The organism is Allobosea sp. LjRoot90 (genome assembly GCF_964254315.1).
Taxonomy (GTDB): domain Bacteria; phylum Pseudomonadota; class Alphaproteobacteria; order Rhizobiales; family Beijerinckiaceae; genus Allobosea.
The window spans coordinates 632,687-653,547 of the sequence record NZ_CAXUTF020000004.1; the positions used below are offsets into that span (position 1 = coordinate 632,687).

The following is a 20,861-nucleotide window of genomic DNA, read 5'->3' on the forward strand; positions in this document are numbered from 1 at the left end:
TTACGACATGCTTGAGCCATCGGTGACGCCGGAGAATGCCGGTGTCAGGCAAGAAGACCAAGGGATTGACGTGTATTGCGCCTCCAGAACAGCTTCGGCTCTCTCTTCCCAGAGAACGATCCGACTCGGGGCTCCGGGCGACAGAGGCTCCATGGAACTGGACTTGAATTTACCGCGGCGGCGGCAGGAATGGCCGCGATGAGCGCCAACGCTGGTGGTGAACGCGCCTTGCGGATCGGACTGATTTCGGTCTCGGCGATCGCAGATGATCCGCGGGTCCGGCGACAGGGCGATCTGTTTTGGGAGCGGGGCTGGAGCGTGGTGGCCGTGGGACTTTCCGGGGCGCGCTCGAAGTCACCCGAATGGCTATGCCTGGAGGTTCCCGCAACCGACGAGGATATGGCGGGCACCACGGTCGATTCTGTGCATGAGCCGCGGGAGCACGCGTCCAACCCGGTCTCGCCAATAAGGCCGGAGAAGTCGGCCCCCCAGCTCAGTCTGGCCCTGCGCATGTGGCGAACACTGCCGGCGCCGTTGAGGAGCACCCTGCGTTCGCCCGCCAGGTCGGTGCTGCGGCTGGCGGATATCGCCAGCGTCTATCTTCGGGAAAAACGTGCGACTGCAAGCTATTGGCGGCTGAACGACCGCTACGCGTTGATCTACCGACTGGCAAAAGATCAGACAGCCGATATCTGGCTTGCCAACGACTGGAGTGCCCTGCCGATCGTCCAGCAGCTCGCGGCGGGGCAAGGTGTGCCTTATGCCTACGACACGCATGAGCTCGCCATCGATGAATATGCTCAGCGCTGGCGCTGGCGTTTGATCCACAGACCGGTCATCGCCGCGGTCGAGCGAATGGGCATCGCGGGCGCGGCCACGACGAGCTGTGTCTCACAGGGGATCGCCGACCGGTTGCAGCAGGTTTACGGTTTGCCGGAAAAGCCGCTGCTGATCCGCAACATGCCGCACTATCAGGCCTTTCCTCATAGGCCCTGTGGCGAGGCGATCGAGGTGCTCTATCATGGCGTCGTCTATGAAGGGCGCGGGCTCGAGGCTTGCATCGACAGCGTCGCGCTCTGGCGGCCCGAGTTCCGCCTGACCATTCGCGGGCCAGCCCCGGCCGACTACCTCGCGGCGCTCCGCACGCGGATCGAGGCGGCAGGGCTCGGCGATCGCGTCGTGCTCGCACCGCCCGTCCCGATGATCGACCTGGTCAACGAGGCCGCTCGCTTCGACATCGGCCTGTTCGCGCTGCCTGGCCATTCGCAGCAGAACGTCCATGTCCTGCCGAACAAGTTCTTCGAGTACACCATGGCCGGGCTCGCGCTCTGCGTTTCCGATCTGCCGGAAATGACGGCGCTGTTGCAGCAGCATGATCTCGGCCGCCTGATCCCCGAGGTCACGCCGCAAGCGATCGCGGCCGCGATCAATGGCTTCGACCGCCCCGCCATCGACACCTGCAAGGGGCATGCGCTCGAAGCGGCGAAGGTCCTGAACTGGGAGGCGGAGGCCGACCGCTTCTTCGCCGCGATCGAGCAGGCCGTGATTACCGCGAGAATCGCTCCAAGACCTGCGGCACAATAGGTAGGGCGTCACGTTGGTGCACGGGGCCGTTGCCGCGTAGGTTCGCGGTTGGATGAATGGCGGACGCTAAGGCGCGTCAGTGCGCGAGCCTGGCTGCCAGAGTGAGCAGCTTGCCGCCCTCTGCCTCGAAATTGAGATCCTTGGCCCGCGCCAGCGCCGCGCGCTTGCAAGCGTCGATGCTGGCCGCGTCGAGGCCGGAAAGGCAGGCGGCGATGGCCTGCGGCGTGTCCTGATCGAGCAGGATCCCGCAACCTGCCGCCTCGATCACCTTGCGGATCTCCGGCAGGTCGCTGCTGATCACCATCAGCCCGGCCTGGATGTATTCGAAGATCTTGTTGGGCATGGCAAAGCGCGCATGCGTCGTGCTGTTCGACAGAAGGAAGATGCCGATATCGGCCTGCGCCGCGGTCGAAACCACCTGATCGGGGGAGACGGCTGGGGCGAAGCTTACGCGCTCGCCGAAGCTGCTGGCGAGCGTGCGCAGATGCTGATCGAAGCCGCCTTGCGCCGGCCCCCGGATCACCAATCGGAACCTATCCGGCCAGAGGGTGACACTCTCGATCAGCGTTTCGAGACCACGGCGCGGCACGATCGCGCCGTGATAGAGCACGGTGACGGGATCGCCGGTCGTGCGGAACGCGGTCTCCTGCCAGGCAGGTGTGTTCGAGATCACCGTGGGCCGTTCAAGATCGTAGCGCGCGGCTAACGCGTCGGCGATGCCATCGCTCACGGTCACGACGGCATCCGCCTGGCGGATATAGTGTTCTTCGATCCGGATCACGTGCCGGCGCGCGAGCAGGCGCCACCGCCAGCTGTCGGCGAATTCCTCCGAGGCGAATTCGTGACTGTCATAGATGATGCGGGCGTGGCAGGCCTGTTTGGCCGCGTAAGCGATCGGCAGCGCGCGCCAGTCATTGGCAATGACGAGATCGGGTTTGAAGCGGAGCAACTCGCGGCGTGCAGCCAGCCTGGTCGCCGACCCCCAATAGAACAGGTCGGCGCTGATCGGTAGCAGCGAAGCGGGAGCCTGCCTCAGCACCATGCCCAGCCGCACGCGTGTGTCGCTGCCCGGGCCCGGCAGGACGGTCACCGGCGTCGGCGGCGCTGCGGGTAACGGCGCCTGCGCGAAGATACGAACCTCATAGCCGGCGTGGGCGAGCAGGGCGGCATGACGCAGGACACGCGAATCGTGCTGCAGAGGCGAGATGCAGATGAGAGCGACACGCGTCATCCGCTGGCCCCGATCACCTGAGCGGCCAGAATCCGGTCGATCTCGCGGCCGCGCTGCTGCCAGCTGGCTTCGCGAGCAACGTAGATTGCACCGTTGTTACCCAATTCGGCAGCCTTGTCCGGAGCCTCGCCGAGCGTCCGGACCGCCGCAGCGATGGCAGAGGGATTGGCAGGTGGAACGACCAGGCCGGCACCGGCCTGCCTGACGATCTCGGCCTGGAACGGCAACTCGCTCACGATCACCGGGATGCCGCAGGCCATTGCCTCGAACAGCTTGAGCGGCGCGACACCCGCGGCTGAGCGGCCGTCCTGGTCCTCGATCACGCAAAGGGCGGCGAGTGCGCCGCGCAGCAGGGCAGGGACCGCCTCATAGGGCTGTCGGCCGAGCCAGAGCAGGCGGGAGTTGTCTTTCGCGGTCTCGACCTTGCTGCGCTCGATGCCGTCACCGACGATGACGAGCCTGACATCTGCCGGCCAGGTCGGCTCCTGTAAGGCGGCCAGCATGGTGCCGACCCCGTGCCAGGCGACGAGGCCACCGACGAAGATCACATAGCGGCCGGTGATGTCGGCGCGGGCGCCCTCCGGCTTGAACAGATCGGTATTGGCGCCGTTCGAGATGACACTGACCCGGTCATGCCCGGCGAAGGACCTTGCCCATTGCGCGAGCCCTTCGGTGACGGCGACCAGGTGAGCCGCCATGCGGTATTGCGTCCGGTAGAGCCAGGCGAAGAGCGGCGAGAACGGCTTCAGACCAGGGTAGGTCACGCCGATATCGGCCGGCTTGCCGTTGATCTCGTGGACGACCGGCACCTTGCGCCAGCGCGCCCAGAGCGCCAGCGGCAGCGCCATGAAGTGCGAACGGACGAAGACCGCGTCGAACTCGCGCAGGCGCCGCGCCAAGGCAAGTTGGACCCGGCCATAGTCAATCAGGCGTTGCAGATAGGAGCCACGCGCGCTCGCCCCGCCACGTGTGGTGGCGAAGAGCTCGACCTGCCAGCCGCACTCTCTCAGACTGGCGATGATCTCGTCGATATGGGTCTGCGAGGCCTGCCCCGGTCGCGGCGTCTCGAGCGAGAGATAGGCCAGCCGGAGCGGCCGGCTCATGCCACCGCGGCCGTTGGAGCTGCCAGAGCCTCGCGGACCTGTTCGATGATGTAGTCCTGCGTCGCTTCGTCGAGATAGGGGTGCATCGGAAGCGCCACGACTTCCTGCGCGACGCGCTCGGAGATCGGCAGGCCGTTGCCGGCGACGGGGAAGTGCTTGTAGGCGGTCTGTTGGTGCAGCGGCTTGGGGTAGTAGACCGTGGTCGGCACGCCCTTGGCCTTCAGAGCGGCCTGGAAGGCATCGCGGCGGCCGGCGTCGACGCGGATGGTGTACTGGGCCCAGGTCGAGACGCTGTCGGCCATGACGTAAGGCGTCGTGACCAAATCCTTCAGCGCCGCGGTATAGCGCGCGGCAACGACCTGCCGCTGCTCGAGCTCCTCGGCATAGATCTTGAGCTTCTCGATCAGCACCGCCGCCTGGATGGTGTCGAGCCGCGAATTCACGCCGACGCGGACATTGTCGTATTTGTACGAGCCCTTGCCGTGGAAGCGCAGCGAGCGCAGCAATTCGGCGTGCTCGTCGCTGTCGGTGAGGATCGCGCCGCCATCGCCATAGCAACCGAGCGGTTTGGCCGGGAAGAAGCTGGTGGTGGCGAAATCGCCGATCGCGCCGGCGATGCGGCCCTTGTAGCGCGCGCCATAGCCCTGCGCCGAGTCGGAGATCAGCACGAGCCCATTCTCTTTGCAGAAGGCTTCGATCGGCTCGTAGTCGCAAGCTTGGCCGAAGAGGTCGACCGTGATCAGGGCGCGCGGCTTGAGCTCGTGCTTCTTTGCGGTATCGAGCGCGGCGGCGAGGCCCTTCGGATCGATATTGTAGGTCGGCTCGTCGATCTCGGCGAAGATCGGCGTCGCGCCCATCCAGGCAACGACCTCGGCCGTGGCGGCAAAGGTGAAGCTCGGGCAGAGCACGGCATCGCCCGGGCCGATGCCAAGCGCCTCGAGCACCAGGATCAGCGCATCGGTGCCGTTGGCGACGCCGATCGCGTGCTTGGCGCCGCAGAAAGCCGCGAGCCCGGTCTCGAACTCACCGACCTGTTCGCCGAGGATGTAGTTGCCATCATGGACGACCTTGAGGATGGCCTCGTCCATCGCCTTGCCGATGCGCTGGCGCTGGGCCTTGAGGTCGATGAACTCGATCGCGGGACGCTCGCTCATCAGACGATCTCCTCCAGAGTATCCGGACCAGTTTCCCGATAGCGGCGGCCGGTTTCGGGGCAGATGAGATCGGCGCCGAGTTTGGCGCCGTTATGGCTCATCCAGCCGATGCGGCGCGCCGGCACGCCGGCCATCAGGGCGAAATCGGGTACGTCCTTGGCCACCACCGCGCCGGCGCCGATGAAGCAATAGGCGCCGAGCGTGTGGCCGCAGACGATGGTGGCGTTGGCGCCGATGCTCGCGCCCGTCTTCACCAGCGTGCGGCGGAATTCCGATTTGCGGTTCAGGAAGGCGCGCGGGTTGTTGACGTTGGTGAAGACGCAGGACGGGCCGCAGAAGACACCGTCCTCGAGCACGACGCCGTCATAGAGCGCGACATTGTTCTGGACCTTGCAGCCATCGCCCATGCTGACGCGCGGCCCGACCATGACGTTCTGGCCAAGCACGCAGTCCTTGCCGATCGCGGTCTCGCCGAGGACATGGACAAAGTGCCAGATTTTCGAGCCCGGGCCGATGGTCACGCCGTCGTCGACATAGGCGCTTTCGTGGATCTTCACGCCGGGAAAGCGCGGATCGTCACGCATCTCCGACGCGGCCATCGACGCTCAGCCCTTCAAATACTTGTCGATGAAGGGGTGACGCTCGCCATTGGCGACGATCGGGGCACGGCGGAACTCGGACACCACCTCGACGCAGAAACGGACATCCTCGAGCCCGTAGCCGCGGCCGGCCAGAATCTCCTGATAGCTGCGGGTGTGCAGATCGGTGAAGCCGTCGGAGAACTCGACCTCCTCGCCGTCGAGTGTGATCGAGCGGTAGGTCGTCTTCTTGCCCTTGACGGCGTCGGGCAAATCGTTGGCGTCGACCGAGAGGAACCAGCGCACATCGGCCTTCTCGTAGGAAAGCAGGCCACCGGCGCGCTCCGGCTCGCGCAGGCTGGCGGTCTGAGATTGCAGCGGACCAAAGACATAGGCGAGCATGTCGAAGAAGTGGACGCCGATATTGGTGGCGACGCCGCCCGACTTGCTGTCGTCGCCCTTCCAGGAGGCGAAATACCAGCGGCCGCGCGAGGTGATATAGGTCAGGTCGACGGCGTGGCGCTCGTTCGACTGGGCGATGCGCTCCTTGAGCGCCTGGATCGCCGGGTGCAGACGCAGCTGCAGGATCGTGTTGATCTTCCGGCCGGTGTGCTGCTCGATCTCGGCCAGGCCGTCGATGTTCCACGGATTGAGGACGAGCGGCTTCTCGCAGATCACGTTGCAGCCGGCGCGCAGGCCGAAGCGGATATGCGCGTCGTGCAGGTAGTTCGGCGAACAGACGCTGACATAGTCGATGTCCTCGCCGCGCCGGTGCAGCTTGTCGACATGCCGATCGAAGCGCTCGAATTCAGTGAAGAAATGCGCCTGCGGGAAATGGCTGTCGATGACGCCGACGGAATCATTGGGGTCGTAGGCAACCTTGAGGTCGCCGCCGACGGCCTTGATTGCCTGCATATGGCGGGGGGCGATGTAACCGGCGGCGCCGATCAGCGCGAAGCTCGTCATGATTGTCCGTCTCGTCTCGTCGCTCGCGCCAGGCAGGCCCCGCCGGCGCCGTTCTATCAGGCCTTGAAGACGTTGTCCGCCTTGATGCCGGCGCGGGCGCAGGCATTGCGGGTATCGACCACCAGCTTCGAGCCGGCGACGATCGCCTTGTAATCGACGTCGTCATGGTCGGTCGCGATCAGCACGGCATCGAAGCCGGCGAGCGAGGCCTTGTCGACCGGGGCGCTCTTGCGGCCGGTCAATTCGGCATGCTCGCGCGTCGGCGGGATCACCGGGATGAAGGGGTCATGGAACTCGACATGGGCGCCGCGCTTCTCGATCAGTTCGATCAGCTTGAGCGAGGGGCTCTCGCGCATGTCGTCGATGTTCTTCTTGTAGGCGATGCCGAGGATCAGGATCTTCGCGTCGCTGAGGTTCTTATGGCCCTTAGAATCGAGCAGGCCGGCGAGCTGGTCGACGACCTGGTAGGGCATGCGGGTGTTGATCTCGCCGGCAAGCTCGATGAACCGCGTGGCGACGTCGTATTCGCGCGCCTTCCAGGTCAGGTAGAACGGGTCGATCGGGATGCAGTGCCCGCCGAGGCCGGGACCCGGATAGAACGGCATGAAGCCGAAGGGTTTGGTCTTGGCGGCGTCGATCACCTCCCAGACGTCGATGCCCATCGCCGCGTAGACGGTCTTGAGCTCGTTAACGAGGGCAATGTTGACGGCGCGGAAGATGTTCTCGGTCAGCTTCACCGCCTCGGCGGTCGCGGTCGATGAGACCGGCACCGCCCTCACGACGAGCGCGCCGTAGAGTGCCATCGACATGGCGAGCGCATCGGCGCCGTCACCGCCGACGACCTTCGGAATCGTCGATGTCCCGAAATCGGGATTGCCCGGGTCCTCGCGCTCGGGCGAGAAAGCGAGGAAGAACTCCTCGCCGCTCTTCAGTCCGGTCGCCTTCTCCAGGATCGGGCGCATGACTTCGTCGGTCGTGCCGGGATAGGTCGTCGATTCCAACACGACGAGCTGGTCCTTGCGCAGGCGCTTGGCGATCGCCTCCGTGGTCTTCACGACATAGGACAGGTCAGGTTCGCGATACTTGGTCAGCGGTGTAGGCACGGCGATGAGCAGTGCGTCGGGCTCGGCCATGCGGTCGAAATCGGTGGTCGCGACGAAGTTGCCAGCCTTGGCGGCCTCGATGATCAGGTCCATCGGGATGTGCTTGATCGCGCTGCGGCCGGCGTTGAGGTCGTCGACGCGCCTCTGGTCGATGTCGAAGCCGACGACCTTGATGCCCTGGCGCAGCGCCGCGAGAGCGAGCGGGATGCCGACATAGCCGAGGCCGACGATGCCGATCACGACAGAGCGGTCGTTGACGCGTTCAATAAATCGCTGCGCGGTTGGCGAAGTCACAGAGCACCCCGAAAATGACGGCCGGCAGGCCCAATGGCCTCGTTGCTTCGGGCGTGCTTCTTCCAGACTTGCTAAACTACGTCAACCTCCGCTTGGGCATGGGCCCTGCTGGCCGACATGGTTGCCCCAGCTACTGGGCTGAGATGCCAACCGGGCGTCTAATCTTGGAAAATGCTCTTGAAGTGCCGGTTGATGGCGGTGTGGTCGACGACCAACCCGCAGTTGCGCTCGGTGAGGGTCGCAGAGTGCCAGTACCAGTCGTCGAAGCCGACATTGAGCCGCTCATAGCCGGCCTCGGCGAGCAGAAGCCGCATCTCTTCGCGCCGCGGCTCGACGAAGTTGTGCTCGATGGTGAGAAGCGCGATGCGATGACGCGCAAGATCGATGGTGAGCAGGATATCGAGCTCGGAGCCTTCCGTGTCGAGCGAGACATAGTCGAAGCCGGTCTCGGCGAAATCGCCCATCGTCGCGATCTCGGCGAAGCTGATGGTCTCGACCTGGATCAGCCCATGCGTCGCAGCAGCCTGGGCGCGATCTTCGGCATAGCGGTCACTGTCCGCGAACTCCGCCAACGTGCCGATTTCCTGGGAGGGGATGAAGGACAGGATCTGCCCGGAGTCGCGGTAGACGGCCCGTTCCAAACAGATGGCGCTGCGGCTTTCGCTCAGCCGAGTAAAAAGGGCTGGGTTCGGCTCGACGCAGACGCCCTTCCAGCCATGCTCGCTTTCAAGAAAGTAGCTGTTGCTGTGCAGGACGCCGTCGAAGGCGCCGATCTCGGCGAAGCGGCCGTCACGGCGGCCATTGCACATGGCGAAGACCCAGCGTTCCTGCTCGATCTGCGAGTTGGTCGGCATCTCATAGGCGATCGCAGGATCGAAACGCACCTGCCCGTTCAGTTCGGTCGTCGCCATCGCTTCCAGCCGCCAGATTGCCGGCGGCAAGGTAGTCGGTGCCCGGCACCGGCGCCAGATGCCTCCGCCTTGGCTTAATCAGGCCGCGAGCCGCGGCGGGCAGGGCGGCATCTCGCGCAGGAAGCGATAGCGGCCATGGCCTTTGATCGCCATCAGGTCATGCGAGACGAGGCCTTCCGGCCGGATGATTTCGACGCCGACATGGTCGCCGTCGAAATCCAGCACCGCAAAGCCGCAGCGCGCGTCGCCGTCCTGCCCGTGGCTGCCGGAGAAGGCGAGCGAGGGTACCCAGAGATGGCGCAGGCCATCGATGCTGCGGTCGCGGTGCGCGTGCAGGTGGCCGCTGACGATCAGCCGGATATCTGCCTTGCAGAGGCGCTGTATCAATTCGCCACGCGGAGCCGGGCAGAGCGAGGCGGGGCTGGGCAAGGCCTCGTCCGGGCTCTCGACGAAGAGCGGCTTGTGCAGCACGAGCGCGACGCGGTCGCCCTTGCTCTCTATCAGCATCGCATCGAGCCAGTCGTTCTGCTCGGCTTCGCGGGCAAGCCCGGAGCCGAAGAGCTGGGCGTTGACGCCGAGCAGGGTCCAGCCGTCGACCTGGAAGCGCCAGCGATCGGCGCCAATGGCGTTGTCCCAGCGGGCGAGGCGAGCCTCGTCGATGATCTGATTCGGGTCCTGGCCGGGTGGCTCGTCTCCGATGTCGTGATTGCCGGGCAGCGGCAGCACGGTGCCCGGCAGCGCGGCCAGCGCCCTGGCGGCGAATTCCATTTCGGCGTCGCTATCGGGCCCGTCGATGCAGAGGTCGCCGTTGACGATGGTGCAGGCCGCCTCGATCCGGCTCGCGGCGTCGCAAGCGAGCTGCCAGTTCGGCCAGAAGAAGCCATGCGTGGGGGAGAGATGCGGGTCGGAGAGGACGGTGACGCGGGTCATGCGAGGCTCAGGTTGAAGGGGCGGAAATCCATGTAGTAGAGCGGGTAGTGGTTCCACTTCACATCGCGGCGCTTCGCGAAATACTCCCGCACCTGGTAGAGCGTCAGCGCCGGAGCCTCCGCCTCGTATTCGTCCATCAGCGCCAGCCAGAGCCGCTTGCGCTCGGCCGGATCGGTCGCGAGCTTCAGTTCGTCGCTGATCGCGTTGAACTTCACCGGCTGCCAGAAGCCGGCCTTTTGGGTCGAATAGTCCTTCGACAGATTGACCATCAGCCCGCCGCCGAGCGGATCGGGAAAGCGGAACGAGACCGAGATCGGCCGGACATCGGCGCCGGGACGAATCACCTGGGCGACGTTCTCGACGGTTTCGAGGCGGCTCCTGACGCCGACCGCTTCCCACATCTGCTGGACCACCTGCACGGCCAGGTCCATTTGCAGGTAGTAGCCCGGCGCGATCCGGATCACGACCTCCTCGCCCTTGTAGCCGCCTTCCTTCAGAAGCTTGCGGGCAAGGTCCGGGTCATAGACCTGGCCAAGGCGGCCGGCGTCGTAATAGTCGCCAAAGGCCGGCGTCTGCAGTGCCGCCATGCGCTGGAAATTCGGCCCCCAGAGCGACCGGCCGAGCGTCTCCATGTCGACGGCATGGTTGAGCCCGCGCCGGACGCGCGCGTCCTTCACCACCGGATTGCGGGTGTCGTAATAGAGGATATGGGCGAGATCGAGCACGATCTCGACGCCCTCGAGCGTCGGGCTGCCCCTGAATGTCTCGGCCTGTTCGGGGAGCAGGTTGGTGACGAGGTCGAAATCGCCCGCGTGCAGGCCGGCGAGGCGAGTCGAGGCTTCGGGCACGGCGATGAGGATGATCTGGCGCGCGGCGGGGCGGCCCATCCAGTAGTCGTCATGGCTTTCGAGCACGAGGCGCTGGTTGCGCTGGAATGAGGCGATGCGGTAGGGGCCGCTGCCGACCGGTTTCTGGCGCATGCCGGCGAGGCCCTGCTCCTTGTAGAATTTCGCCGAATGGATCCAGCCACCATAGGCTGCGAGGCGCTGCGGCATCGCCACGTCGGGGGTCGCGGTCCTGAACACGACCGTGTCGCGCCCGTCTGCCTCCACCGCGGTGAGGTGGCCGAAATTGACGCGGCCCTCATGGTGCTGGACCTCCTTGCCGTACATGCGCTCGGGCGAGAAGGTCGAAAGGACGTCCTCGGCCGAGAGTACGCTGCCATCATGCATGCGCACGCCGTCGCGCAGCTTGGCCTCCCAGGTCAGCGGGTCGCGCTGTCGCAGCGAGGTCGCGAGATGCGGCAGCAAATGCTGGCCGCCTTCAGTGGCCTCGCGGTTGAAATCGCGGCGCCAGAGTGTGTCGAAGACGTTGTAGGTAGGCCGCAACCCGACATTCGAGATCGATTCGAACGGCTCCAGCGTCGGCGGCAGCGCCTGAACCGCGACGCGCAGCACCGGGCGCATATCGGCCTGCGCCCGAGCCAATCCGGGCAGGAATGCGGGCGCGGCGAGGCCGGCGGCGAGAAGGTTGCGGCGGGTGACCATGGCGGCTCCTTTGGGAGCCGCGACGCTGGTTGTCCGCGGTTACAGCGATGTGACGATGCTCAACGATGACCGCTATCGGGCCCTTGCACAAAGTGGGTGAGTTGGCGTTCCGTGCTCGTATCGATCCGGCTTTGCGATGGATGGTCCGATGAAGCCTGGCACCTCAGATGGTGAGCATACGTGGTGGAGCGATCCGGGCGCGCACAGGCCGCGGCTGAGCGAGCTTCCCGATCGCCCGGCAGCGATCGCGGATAATCTGGAGGAATTCGTCATCCACCATGCGGTGGCGTGCCAGATTGGCTTTGGGGTTCCGGCGGCTGCCGAAGGAGATCGCAGCCTGCGACGTGTGTCGCTTCTCCTTGGGGAGGTTGTCAGTCGCGACGCGCGTCCGCTTTCCGTGCATCGCGCCATCGAAAATTACCTTTACGCCACCTGCCGCGATTTTGCCCTGCTGGCGGTGAGCGCGCTCCGCGAGAGGGGCATTCCAGCGCGGCTGCGAGCGGGCTTCGCAAGCTACTTCAACCCCGGCTACTGGGAAGATCACTATGTTTGCGAGCACCGCTTCGATGGCGAGTGGGCGGTCCTCGACGCGCAGCTCGGGCCGCGAGCCCGGGCCGGCTTTCGAATCGCGTTCGATATCGCCGACGTTCCGCCCACTGGCTGGCGATCGGCGGCGTCGGTATGGCGCGCGGTTCGCTCCGGCGAACTGGATCCGGGCATTTGCGGTTTGTCGTCCGCCGGCATAGCAGGCGAGTGGTGGATCGCGGCCTCCGTCCTTCGCGACGCCGCGGCCCTCGCGGGAAGCGAATGCCTGCCCTGGGACGATTGGGGGCCGAGCAAATCGTTTCGTAGCGCGCGCCGCGTGTTGCCTGAGCAAGCGCGCGATATCGATGCGTTGGCCGAGGCACTCGACCCCGCGCCACGTAACAGGCAAGAGGCCCAGGCCGTGCTCGCCCGTTTCCCTTGGGCGGCGCCTCCGAACGGCGCTTTCGACGCCATATGAGGTCGCTGGGGAAACGAGCCGTCGGCCGTCCAGAGCACCTTTCCCAAGCCGCTCAGATCCAGGTCTAGTGGATCTCCGGTTCCGCCACCTTCGCCGTGCCGGTGAGATAGTCGAAATCGCAGCCCTTGTCGGCCTGCTGGATATGGGCGGCGGACATCTTGCCCCAGCCGCGCGGGTAGTCGCGGTCGGGCGGTGTCCAGACCGCGAGCCTTGCCGCGATCTCGGCATCGCTGAGCGCAACCGAAATCGTGCGCGCCTCGACATCGACTGTGATGATATCCCCGGTCTGCACGGCTGCCAGCGGGCCCTTGATATAGGCCTCGGGCGCGATGTGGAGGACGCAGGCGCCGTAGCTGGTGCCGGACATGCGGGCGTCGGACAAACGCAGCATGTCGCGCACGCCCTGCTTCAGCAGCTTCTTCGGGATCGGCAGCATGCCCCATTCGGGCATGCCGGGGCCGCCGACCGGGCCGCAATTCTTCAGCACCATGACGTGGTCGGCGGTGACCTCGAGGTTCTCATCGTTCACCGCCTTCATCATCGCATCGTAATCCTCGAAGACGAGCGCGGGGCCGGAATGCTTGAGCAGGCGCGGCTCGGCGGCCGAGGGCTTGATGACGCAGCCATCGGGGGCGAGGTTGCCCTTCAGTACGGCTAGGCCATTGGCGGTCGAGACCGCCTTGTCGAGCGGACGGATGACGTTGTCGTCGTAGACGGTGGCGAGAGCGATCGTCTCGGAAAGCGGCTTGCCGGTCACGGTCATGGCGCCGGTGTGGAGCTTGCTCTCGAGCTGCTTCAGCAAAGCGGGCAGGCCGCCGGCATAGAAGAAGTCCTCCATCAGGAACTCGCCGGAAGGGCGCAGGTTGGCGATCACCGGAACCTTACGCGAGAAGGCGTCGAAGTCATCAGGGGTCAGCGGCACGCCGGCGCGGCCGGCCATGGCGACGAGATGGATGATGGCGTTGGTCGAGCCTGCGACCGCCATATGCACGGTGAGCGCATTCTCGAAGCTCTCGCGGGTCAGGATGCGATCGGGCGTCAGGTCCTCCCAGACCATCTCGACGATGCGCTTGCCGGAGGCAGCCGCCATGCGCGGATGGGCGGCGTCGGCGGCGGGAATCGCGGAGGCGCCGGGCAGGGTCAGGCCGAGCACCTCGGCATGGCTCATCATGGTCGCGGCGGTGCCCATCACCATGCAGGTGCCGTGCGAGCGGGCGATGCCGCTCTCCATCTCGCGCCATTGCCCGTCGGTGATGTTGCCTGCCTCCTTCTCGGCCCAGTACTTCCAGACATCGGCGCCCGAGCCGAGCGTCTTGCCGGCCCAGTTGCCGCGCAGCATCGGCCCGGCCGGCACGAAGATGAAGGGCAGGCCGGCGCTGCAGGCGCCCATGATCAGTGCCGGGGTCGACTTGTCGCAACCGCCGAGCAGCACCGCGCCATCGAGCGGGTGCGAGCGGATCGATTCCTCCGCCTCCATCGCCAGGAAGTTGCGATAGAGCATGGTCGTCGGCTTCTGGTACTGCTCGGAAGCCGACATCACGGGGATCTCGACCGGGAAGCCGCCGGCCGCCCAGACCGCGCGCTTCACCGCCTCGGCGCGGTCGCGCAGATGGGTGTGGCAGGGGTTGATCTCCGACCAGGTGTTGAGGATGCCGATCACCGGCTTGCCCATGAACTCGTCATGGTTGAGGCCCATCTGCAGCGCCCGCGAGCGATGCCCGAAGGAGCGCAGGTCGCTGGCGCCGAACCAGCGCTTCGAGCGCAATGTGTCGGGCGTCTTGCGGGGATGGGACATCGGCGTTTCCTCGAATTCTTGGTATTCTAATCAGTGGCCGTGGCAAGCCTCGCCGTCATGCTCGCCCTTGTGGCGAGCATCCACGTCTTGAACACCGCACTTGGTGAAGGAAGACGTGGATGGTCGGGACAAGCCCGACCATGACGAGAAGGAGACGCCTTATTCCGCCGCCGCTCGCTGGCTTCCCCAGCCTCCGACGATCTTGCGCAGTTCGGCCCGCTCGCTCTCGTTCAGCTCGGGCAGGCCGGGCAGGCGAACCGGGCCGACATTGGTGCCGAGTAGGCCGAGCGCCTCCTTGACCACGGTGACGTTGGCGCCGTTGCCGTATTTGGTCCGCAGCGTCTCGAAACCGGCGATCTCGTCGACCAGGCGGCGGGCGAGGTCGTAGTCGTTGCCCTCCAGTGCCCGCCAGATCGCGAGCGAGCGTTCGGGCGCGACATTGACGAGGCCGGAGGTGAAGCCGCGGGCGCCAAGTGCGTGGAAGGGCGCGGCCCAGCCCTCGGCGAGGCCACAGATCCAGTTGGCGCTGGTGCCTTGCGTGGCGCGGACGCATTCGGCCAGCAGCATCACGTTCGGCGAGGCGAACTTGACGCCGGCGACGTTGGCATGGGTCGCGACACGGGCGAGATCCTTCACGCCGATCGCATCCGAGCGGATATAGGCGACGAGCGGGATATCCAGCGCCTCGGCGATGGCGAGGATGTAATCGGCCTGGCTTTGCGGGGCGGCGAAGGGGTCGAGCGGGTGATGCACCATCACCGCATCGCAGCCGGCCCTGGCGGCGAGCTTGCCGGTTGCGATCGCCTCGCGCAGCGAGCGGCCGATACCGGCGGTGACGAGCGCCTTGCCGGCGGCAGCTTCAGCCGCGACCGCGTGGCTGCGCACGACCTCCTCGGTGGTCATCGGGTAGAACTCGCCGGTATTGCCGGCCGAGACGATGTTGTGGATGCCGGCATTTGCGATGCGCTGGACGATTTCGCCGGTCAGCGCCCAGTCGGCCTCGCCATCGCCCTTCCAGGCGGTGACGTGCACGCCCGAGATGCCGCGCAGCGCGCTGCGAACCTTGTCACTCATCGTAGTCCAAACCTTCCGCATCGGCGCCGAAGACCTGGCGCACATGGCTCTTGGCGGAGCGCACGATATGGCTGCGCATGCGCTGCTCGGCCCGGGCCGGCTCATGCGCGCGCAGCGCCTCGAAGATGCCGCGATGCTCCTCGAAGCCCCTGGCGCGCTCACTCGGTTCGCCCAGCAGGGCGATGCGCTGGGCATGGTCGTACATGCGCTGGCCGTCGAGGCGGCGCTCGAGATAGCCGCAGCCCGAGATGCGGTGGATCATGCCGTGATAGGCCTCGTTCAGGTTGACGAGGTCCTCGAGATCGCCGTGCTCGGTCGCGTGGGCCATCTCGTCGATCAGCCGGCTCATCGTGGCGATTTCGGCGTCGCCGATCCGGTTCGCCGCGATATGCGTCATGACGCTTTCGAGCGCGGCGCGGCCGAGCGCCATTTCCAGCGCCTGCCGGGCCGAGAACTCGACGAAGACGCCGCGGCGCGCCTCGGTCCGGACCAACCCCTCGCTCTCCAGCATGCGGATCGCGTCCTTCACCGGCGTGGTCGAGACGCCGAGCATGTCGGCGAGTTGGCGCTCGTTCAGCCGCTCGCCTTCGCGGAAGCGGCCGGAGACGATCGCCCGGCGCAGGCGCTCATGCACATGCTCGCGCAGCGAGCGCAGCAAATGCGGCGAGACAGGTTCGATCGCGAGCACTTCCGACATTCAAGGTCCTCTGGCGTGCCGACGGGCGATTCCATCTCCCGTCGGTTCCTCACCATTGCCTCACCAGACATCACAAAGCGCAAGTGACATCAAGCCTGAAATTTCAGATTTCAAATCTGAAATTGCGTGCTATGCAATCGGTCAAGACGGCCGCAAGACGCCGGAACGGCAGGGGCCGAATGGACAATGACGAGGGAGGATTGGATGACATCGATCACACGCCGCAGCCTGCTCGCCGGAGCCGGTGCCATGCTGGTCGCGCCGGCCTTTACCCCGGCCTTGGCGCAGAGCGGCTATCCCGGAGGCAGGGTCGTCACCATCGTGGTGCCCTTCGCCGCGGGCGGAACAACCGACCTGCTCGGCCGCATCCTGGCCGACCGGCTAGGCGCGCGCCTTGGTGGCAAGTTCATCGTCGAGAACCGGCCGGGCGCTGGCGGCAATACCGGCGTGGCGGCGGTCGCGAAGGCCGAGCCGGACGGTTACATGCTGACCATGAGCACGGTCTCCAGTCATGCGATCAACCCGGCCGTCTACGCCAAGATGCCCTTTGACCATATCAAGGACTTCGCGCCGATCTCGCAGGTGGCGAGCGTGCCGAACATCCTGATGGTCAATCTCGATTTGCCGGCCAAGACCGTGCCGGAGCTGATCGAGCTGTTGAAAAAGAATCCGGGCAAGTACTCCTTCGGCTCGTCGGGCGCCGGCACCTCGACCCATATGGCGGCCGAATTGTTCAAGGTCTCGACCGGCACCGACATGGTCCATGTGCCTTACCGGTCGAGCGCGCAGGTGACGCAGGACCTGCTCTCCGGCCAGATCCAGATCACCTTCGACAACATCACCATCGCCTGGCCGCATGTCGAAGCCGGCAAGATTCGGGCGCTCGCCACCGCGACGCCGAAGCGGCTCGCGGTCGCGCCCGACCTGCCGGCGCTCTCGGAGTTCATCCCGGGCTACGACGCAAGCTCCTGGCACGGCATCTTCGCGCCGTCGAAAGTGCCGCCCGAGATCGTCGCCAAGCTCTCGACCGAGACGCAGGCGATCATGCGCGAGCCGGCGGTGATCGAGCAGCTCAAGAAGCTCGGCGTCGACCCGGTCGGCTCGACCCAGGCCGAGTTCACCGCCCATATCGCCAGCGAAACCAAGCGCTGGGCCGAGGTGGCGCAGAAGGCCAACGTCAAGATCGAGTGACCGAGACTTTTACCGCTTCCTCTGCCGTCATTGCGAGGAGCGGAGCGACGAAGCAATCCAGAAGACATGATGCACCGTCGCCCCTGGATTGCTTCGCTACGCTCGCAATGACGACTCCCGCTCTCTCAACGAGTATTGGCCCATGACATCGACCGCCCTGACCCCTGAGAACCGCGAGAAGCTGAAGCGCGTCTCGACGGCGACCCTGACCACAGCGCTGTTCAAGCGCGGCCTGCGCAACCAGTTCATTCAGGATGTGCGGCCGCTGTCGCCGAACGCGCCGCGCATGGTCGGCGAGGCCTTCACGCTGCGCTACATCCCGGCGCGCGAGGACCTCGACCATCTCGGCGTGTTCGAGGGTACGCAGCATCCACAGCGCGTCGCGGTCGAGACTTGCCCGCCCGGCCATGTCATGGTGATCGACAGCCGCAAGGATGCCCGCGCCGCCTCGGCCGGCTGCATCCTGGTGACGCGGCTGATGCAGCGCGGCGCCGCCGGCATCGTCACCGACGGCGGCTTCCGCGACAGTCCCGATATCGCGGCGCTGGGCTTTGCCGCCTATCACAATCGTCCGAGCGCGCCGACCAACCTGATCCATCACCATGCGCTCGACATCAACGCACCGATCGGCTGCGGCGATGTACCGGTCTATCCCGGCGACATCGTCGTCGGCGATGGCGAGGGCGTCTGCGTGATCCCGGTCGACATCGCCAACGAGGTCGCGGCCGAGGCCTATGAGCAGACCGCCTATGAGGACTTCGTCGAGGCCAAGGTCAGGGAAGGTCGCGGCATCTTCGGGCTCTACCCGGCCAATGCCGAGACCAAGGCGGAGTTCGCGAAATGGCGCGCCGACTGGAAATGAGCCCCGCATTCACCCGCTGATGCGGCGGCGAGCCTTGTGAAAGCCCGCGCCTATCCGGGGCCGCCAGCCGGCGGCGCCCGGAATCCGTCAATGACAACAAAAGCATGGGGGAAACAATGGTGCAGATCTCTCGCCGTCGCCTGCTGAAGGGCGGGCTCGCAGCAGCCGGCTCAGCGCTGGCCGCTCCAGCCCTGGCACAAGGCTTCCCGTTCAAGCCGAACCAGCGCTATCCGGACCCTTCGGTCGATATCCTCGATCCGAGCTTTGCCAAATACCGGATCTATTCGAGCACGATCGAGCAGGTCGGCACCGGCATGCGCTGGGCCGAGGGGCCGGTCTATTTCCCGGAAGGGCGCTACCTCCTGGTCAGCGACATCCCGAACAACCGGATCATGAAATACGACGAGGTGAAGAACAGCTTCACCGTCTTCCGCGAGAACGCCAACTACGCCAACGGCAATGCCCGCGACCGGCAGGGCCGGCTGATCACCTGCGAGCACTCGGTGACGCGGCGTATCACCCGCACCGAGAAGAACGGCCAGATCACCGTTCTTGCCGACAAGTTCGAGGGCAAGCGGTTAAACGCGCCGAACGATGTCGTCGTCAGGTCCGACGATACGATCTGGTTCACCGATCCGCTCTTCGGCATCAGCGGCGAATGGGAAGGGTCGCGCGCCAAGCCGGAGCAGGCGACGACGAACGTCTACCGGCTCGCTCCCGACGGGAAGCTGACGGCGGTGATCACCGATCTGGTCAACCCCAACGGGCTCGCCTTCTCGCCGGACGAGAAGAAGCTCTACGTCGTCGAATGGCGGGGAACGCCGAACCGCAGCATCTGGAGCTACGACGTCGACGGCGAAGGCAAGGTCTCGAACAAGGTCAAGCTGATCGACGCTGCCGATTTCGGCGCGCTCGATGGCTTCAGGGTCGACCGCGACGGCAATCTCTGGTGCGGCTATGGCAGCAATGGCGCGCTCAATGCCGAACCCGCCGATGCCGGCGGGCGCAAGGTCTTTGGCCTGCGCGGCAAGTCGGAAGACCTCGACGGGGTGATGGTGTTCAGCCCGGCCGGCAAGCCGCTCGCCTTCATCCGCCTGCCGGAACGCTGCGCCAATCTCTGCTTCGGCGGGCCGAAGGGTAACCGGCTCTACATGGCGAGCTGCCACTCGCTCTACGCGCTCTATGTCGAGGCGCACGGCGCGGTGTGACTAGTCTGCGGCGACGAACTCGCGCACCAGCGGGATGACCTCGCGGCCATAGAGCTCGATGCAGCGCAACAGCTTGTCCTGCGACAGGGGGCCGGCGCTGATCTTGAGCTGGAAGCGCTGGAGGCCGAGCGCCTTCACCGTCGCTGCGATCTTGCGGGCGACGGTTTCGGGCGAGCCGAGATAGAGCGAGCCGCCCGCAACCTCGCGCTCGAACTCCTCGCGCGACATCGGGCCCCAGCCGCGCTCGGCGCCGATGCGGTCGCGCATCGCCTTGTAGGCCGGGAAGAACTCCTCGGCGGCTTCAGCGTCGCTCGCCGCGACATAGCCCGGCGAATGCACGCCGATCGGCCGCTCCGCGTGCCCGAGCCGCCCCATGGCATCGCGATAGAGCTGGGTGTAAGGGGCGAAGCGCTGCGCCGGGCCGCCGATGATGGCGAGCATCAGCGGCAGGTCGTAACGGGCTGCGCGCATCACCGATTCCGGGCTGCCGCCGACGCCGATCCAGGTCGTCAGCTCGCCCTTCTCCAGCGGCGGGAAGACCTGCTGGTCCTTGAGCGGCGGGCGTAAGGTTCCCTCCCAGGTGACGCTCTTCTTGCGGATCAGCTCGGCGAAGAGGTCGAGCTTCTCCTCGAACAGCACCTCGTATTGGCGCAGGTCGAAGCCGAAGAGCGGGAAGGATTCGGTGAAGGAGCCGCGGCCGAGGATGACCTCGGCGCGGCCGTTCGAGAGCGCATCGACTGTCGAGAAGCGCTGAAAGACGCGGATCGGATCGTCCGAACTCAGCACTGTGACCGCCGAGCCGAGGCGGATGCGGCTGGTGCGGGTGGCGATGCCTGCGAGCACCGTCTCGGGCGAAGACACCGCGAAATCGGCGCGGTGATGCTCGCCAATGCCGAAGAAGTCGATGTCGAGCTCGTCGGCGAGCACGGCCTGGTCGACGAGGTCGCGGATGACCTGCGCATGCGGGAGCAAGACGCCGTCCGGGCCGGCGGTGACGTCGCCGAAGGTGTCGAGGCCGAGTTCGAGATTGGCGGGCATAAGCAAGGTCCGGGACTGATGCGGCACGCCGCAAGGCCGGCGCCCGAGGCATCTGGCGCCATGTTCTCCACCGTTCAAGATGTGCCGACGCCGAGGGCTCTATGCGAATTCGCCGAAATCGGTACCATAAGGAACAATAACGTCGGCCGCCCCCCATTTGGGTGTGGCGGGACGCATAAGATTGATGTTGCCTCGGCGCGCTCTGGAAGGAGCCGATGCGAGGGCGACGCATGGGGGGACGGTTCATGGACGGCGAGGCTGTAGCCGAGAGCGATCGCTCGATCGTCGGCAATCCAATGCTGCTGCCGTTCTTCGATCTCTCCTACGATGAGATCCAGCTGCTGTGCCGGGTGACGGCGCAATGGCGCGACGATTCCAAAGAGGTCGTCGACGGCGCGTGGTTCGCGAGTTTCATGGGCGCACGGAAGGAACCGGCCCGATAGGCGAGGCGCTTCTTGTCACGCTCGGCATGGTCGCCATCGCGCTGGCGGCATGGTGGGCGACGAACCGATGGCGGCTCTGAGATTGCCGCCAATAGGCAATCACGCCGCCGGCTCGAGCCGGGCACGGCCGAGGACCATCACACGATCGA

General features: G+C 65.8%; 19 protein-coding genes. 6 read left to right on the forward strand and 13 right to left on the reverse strand.

Annotation, left to right across the window (positions count from 1 at the left end; genetic code table 11):
- Nucleotides 1-189 precede the first annotated feature (189 nt).
- Nucleotides 190-1,584: a glycosyltransferase gene (locus ACSQ3M_RS18405; protein ID WP_436151504.1), complete on the forward strand. Its 1,395-nt coding sequence runs from the start codon at nucleotides 190-192 to the stop codon at nucleotides 1,582-1,584.
- Nucleotides 1,585-1,660: 76 nt separating this feature from the next.
- Here the strand turns inward: ACSQ3M_RS18405 and ACSQ3M_RS18410 are convergent, their stop codons facing one another.
- The 9 genes from ACSQ3M_RS18410 to ACSQ3M_RS18450 all read right to left on the reverse strand — a co-directional run bounded on the left by ACSQ3M_RS18410 (nucleotide 1,661) and on the right by ACSQ3M_RS18450 (nucleotide 11,401).
- Nucleotides 1,661-2,815, reverse strand: coding sequence for a glycosyltransferase (locus tag ACSQ3M_RS18410; protein ID WP_436151505.1), 1,155 nt, complete (start codon nucleotides 2,813-2,815; stop codon nucleotides 1,661-1,663).
- A complete protein-coding gene (locus tag ACSQ3M_RS18415) occupies nucleotides 2,812-3,918 on the reverse strand; it encodes a glycosyltransferase family 4 protein (RefSeq protein WP_436151506.1) in 1,107 nt (368 codons plus the stop codon). The genes ACSQ3M_RS18410 and ACSQ3M_RS18415 overlap by 4 nt, the downstream gene beginning before the upstream one ends.
- Complete coding sequence (locus ACSQ3M_RS18420) at nucleotides 3,915-5,072, reverse strand: DegT/DnrJ/EryC1/StrS family aminotransferase (protein WP_436151507.1); 1,158 nt, start codon at nucleotides 5,070-5,072, stop codon at nucleotides 3,915-3,917. Before ACSQ3M_RS18420 ends, ACSQ3M_RS18415 begins: the two co-directional genes overlap by 4 nt.
- Entirely contained in the window at nucleotides 5,072-5,671 is a 600-nt protein-coding gene (locus ACSQ3M_RS18425) for an acyltransferase (RefSeq protein WP_436151508.1), read from the reverse strand. Before ACSQ3M_RS18425 ends, ACSQ3M_RS18420 begins: the two co-directional genes overlap by 1 nt.
- 6 nt (nucleotides 5,672-5,677) lie before the next feature.
- The gene (locus ACSQ3M_RS18430) at nucleotides 5,678-6,616 is read right to left on the reverse strand and encodes a Gfo/Idh/MocA family oxidoreductase (RefSeq protein ID WP_436151509.1); all 939 of its coding nucleotides are present in this window, start codon (nucleotides 6,614-6,616) and stop codon (nucleotides 5,678-5,680) included.
- 56 nt (nucleotides 6,617-6,672) lie between these two features.
- Nucleotides 6,673-8,013, reverse strand: a complete 1,341-nt coding sequence (locus ACSQ3M_RS18435; protein ID WP_436151510.1) for a nucleotide sugar dehydrogenase — start codon at nucleotides 8,011-8,013, stop codon at nucleotides 6,673-6,675.
- A 158-nt stretch (nucleotides 8,014-8,171) separates the two neighbouring features.
- Nucleotides 8,172-8,924, reverse strand: a complete 753-nt coding sequence (locus tag ACSQ3M_RS18440) for an FkbM family methyltransferase (protein WP_436151511.1) — start codon at nucleotides 8,922-8,924, stop codon at nucleotides 8,172-8,174.
- Between the two features lie 78 nt (nucleotides 8,925-9,002).
- Nucleotides 9,003-9,854, reverse strand: coding sequence for a metallophosphoesterase family protein (locus ACSQ3M_RS18445; RefSeq protein ID WP_436151512.1), 852 nt, complete (start codon nucleotides 9,852-9,854; stop codon nucleotides 9,003-9,005).
- A complete protein-coding gene (locus ACSQ3M_RS18450; protein ID WP_436151513.1) occupies nucleotides 9,851-11,401 on the reverse strand; it encodes an ABC transporter substrate-binding protein in 1,551 nt (516 codons plus the stop codon). The genes ACSQ3M_RS18445 and ACSQ3M_RS18450 overlap by 4 nt, the downstream gene beginning before the upstream one ends.
- A 148-nt stretch (nucleotides 11,402-11,549) precedes the next feature.
- Here ACSQ3M_RS18450 and ACSQ3M_RS18455 point away from each other — a divergent pair, with 148 nt between their 5' ends.
- Nucleotides 11,550-12,404, forward strand: coding sequence for a transglutaminase domain-containing protein (locus tag ACSQ3M_RS18455; RefSeq protein WP_436151514.1), 855 nt, complete (start codon nucleotides 11,550-11,552; stop codon nucleotides 12,402-12,404).
- A gap of 64 nt (nucleotides 12,405-12,468) precedes the next feature.
- On the opposite strand, the gene araD is transcribed toward ACSQ3M_RS18455, so the two are convergent.
- The 3 genes from araD to ACSQ3M_RS18470 all read right to left on the reverse strand — a co-directional run bounded on the left by araD (nucleotide 12,469) and on the right by ACSQ3M_RS18470 (nucleotide 15,970).
- A complete protein-coding gene (gene araD / locus ACSQ3M_RS18460; protein ID WP_436151515.1) occupies nucleotides 12,469-14,199 on the reverse strand; it encodes an L-arabinonate dehydratase in 1,731 nt (576 codons plus the stop codon).
- A 159-nt stretch (nucleotides 14,200-14,358) separates the two neighbouring features.
- Nucleotides 14,359-15,273: a dihydrodipicolinate synthase family protein gene (locus tag ACSQ3M_RS18465; protein ID WP_436151516.1), complete on the reverse strand. Its 915-nt coding sequence runs from the start codon at nucleotides 15,271-15,273 to the stop codon at nucleotides 14,359-14,361.
- A complete protein-coding gene (locus ACSQ3M_RS18470) occupies nucleotides 15,266-15,970 on the reverse strand; it encodes a GntR family transcriptional regulator (protein WP_436151517.1) in 705 nt (234 codons plus the stop codon). The genes ACSQ3M_RS18465 and ACSQ3M_RS18470 overlap by 8 nt, the downstream gene beginning before the upstream one ends.
- A gap of 204 nt (nucleotides 15,971-16,174) precedes the next feature.
- Here ACSQ3M_RS18470 and ACSQ3M_RS18475 point away from each other — a divergent pair, with 204 nt between their 5' ends.
- The 3 genes from ACSQ3M_RS18475 (at nucleotide 16,175) to ACSQ3M_RS18485 (ending at nucleotide 19,231) form a co-directional block, all read left to right on the forward strand.
- The gene (locus tag ACSQ3M_RS18475; RefSeq protein ID WP_436151518.1) at nucleotides 16,175-17,161 is read left to right on the forward strand and encodes a Bug family tripartite tricarboxylate transporter substrate binding protein; all 987 of its coding nucleotides are present in this window, start codon (nucleotides 16,175-16,177) and stop codon (nucleotides 17,159-17,161) included.
- Nucleotides 17,162-17,303: 142 nt separating this feature from the next.
- Nucleotides 17,304-18,023: a ribonuclease activity regulator RraA gene (locus ACSQ3M_RS18480; protein ID WP_436151519.1), complete on the forward strand. Its 720-nt coding sequence runs from the start codon at nucleotides 17,304-17,306 to the stop codon at nucleotides 18,021-18,023.
- A 116-nt stretch (nucleotides 18,024-18,139) separates the two neighbouring features.
- On the forward strand, nucleotides 18,140-19,231 hold the full coding sequence (locus tag ACSQ3M_RS18485; protein WP_436151520.1) for an SMP-30/gluconolactonase/LRE family protein: 1,092 nt from the start codon (nucleotides 18,140-18,142) through the stop codon (nucleotides 19,229-19,231).
- Here the strand turns inward: ACSQ3M_RS18485 and ACSQ3M_RS18490 are convergent, their stop codons facing one another.
- Nucleotides 19,232-20,269, reverse strand: a complete 1,038-nt coding sequence (locus ACSQ3M_RS18490) for an LLM class flavin-dependent oxidoreductase (RefSeq protein ID WP_436151521.1) — start codon at nucleotides 20,267-20,269, stop codon at nucleotides 19,232-19,234.
- A 245-nt stretch (nucleotides 20,270-20,514) separates the two neighbouring features.
- Here ACSQ3M_RS18490 and ACSQ3M_RS18495 point away from each other — a divergent pair, with 245 nt between their 5' ends.
- Nucleotides 20,515-20,712 (forward strand): hypothetical protein, encoded by a 198-nt coding sequence (locus ACSQ3M_RS18495; protein WP_436151522.1) that lies wholly within the window; start codon nucleotides 20,515-20,517, stop codon nucleotides 20,710-20,712.
- Nucleotides 20,713-20,861: the final 149 nt, after the last annotated feature.

What these genes read in the sequence shown, in the direction of transcription:
- ACSQ3M_RS18445 (WP_436151512.1), bottom strand. Translation starts at nt 9,854, where the DNA reads ATGACCCGCGTCACCGTCCTCTCCGACCCGCATCTCTCCCCCACGCAT.
- ACSQ3M_RS18480 (WP_436151519.1), top strand. Translation starts at nt 17,304, where the DNA reads ATGACATCGACCGCCCTGACCCCTGAGAACCGCGAGAAGCTGAAGCGC.
- ACSQ3M_RS18465 (WP_436151516.1), bottom strand. Translation starts at nt 15,273, where the DNA reads ATGAGTGACAAGGTTCGCAGCGCGCTGCGCGGCATCTCGGGCGTGCAC.
- ACSQ3M_RS18485 (WP_436151520.1), top strand. Translation starts at nt 18,140, where the DNA reads ATGGTGCAGATCTCTCGCCGTCGCCTGCTGAAGGGCGGGCTCGCAGCA.
- ACSQ3M_RS18450 (WP_436151513.1), bottom strand. Translation starts at nt 11,401, where the DNA reads ATGGTCACCCGCCGCAACCTTCTCGCCGCCGGCCTCGCCGCGCCCGCA.
- ACSQ3M_RS18440 (WP_436151511.1), bottom strand. Translation starts at nt 8,924, where the DNA reads ATGGCGACGACCGAACTGAACGGGCAGGTGCGTTTCGATCCTGCGATC.
- ACSQ3M_RS18410 (WP_436151505.1), bottom strand. Translation starts at nt 2,815, where the DNA reads ATGACGCGTGTCGCTCTCATCTGCATCTCGCCTCTGCAGCACGATTCG.
- araD (WP_436151515.1), bottom strand. Translation starts at nt 14,199, where the DNA reads ATGTCCCATCCCCGCAAGACGCCCGACACATTGCGCTCGAAGCGCTGG.
- ACSQ3M_RS18420 (WP_436151507.1), bottom strand. Translation starts at nt 5,072, where the DNA reads ATGAGCGAGCGTCCCGCGATCGAGTTCATCGACCTCAAGGCCCAGCGC.
- ACSQ3M_RS18455 (WP_436151514.1), top strand. Translation starts at nt 11,550, where the DNA reads ATGAAGCCTGGCACCTCAGATGGTGAGCATACGTGGTGGAGCGATCCG.
- ACSQ3M_RS18405 (WP_436151504.1), top strand. Translation starts at nt 190, where the DNA reads ATGGCCGCGATGAGCGCCAACGCTGGTGGTGAACGCGCCTTGCGGATC.
- ACSQ3M_RS18430 (WP_436151509.1), bottom strand. Translation starts at nt 6,616, where the DNA reads ATGACGAGCTTCGCGCTGATCGGCGCCGCCGGTTACATCGCCCCCCGC.
- ACSQ3M_RS18415 (WP_436151506.1), bottom strand. Translation starts at nt 3,918, where the DNA reads ATGAGCCGGCCGCTCCGGCTGGCCTATCTCTCGCTCGAGACGCCGCGA.
- ACSQ3M_RS18470 (WP_436151517.1), bottom strand. Translation starts at nt 15,970, where the DNA reads ATGTCGGAAGTGCTCGCGATCGAACCTGTCTCGCCGCATTTGCTGCGC.
- ACSQ3M_RS18490 (WP_436151521.1), bottom strand. Translation starts at nt 20,269, where the DNA reads ATGCCCGCCAATCTCGAACTCGGCCTCGACACCTTCGGCGACGTCACC.
- ACSQ3M_RS18475 (WP_436151518.1), top strand. Translation starts at nt 16,175, where the DNA reads ATGACATCGATCACACGCCGCAGCCTGCTCGCCGGAGCCGGTGCCATG.
- ACSQ3M_RS18425 (WP_436151508.1), bottom strand. Translation starts at nt 5,671, where the DNA reads ATGGCCGCGTCGGAGATGCGTGACGATCCGCGCTTTCCCGGCGTGAAG.
- ACSQ3M_RS18495 (WP_436151522.1), top strand. Translation starts at nt 20,515, where the DNA reads ATGGACGGCGAGGCTGTAGCCGAGAGCGATCGCTCGATCGTCGGCAAT.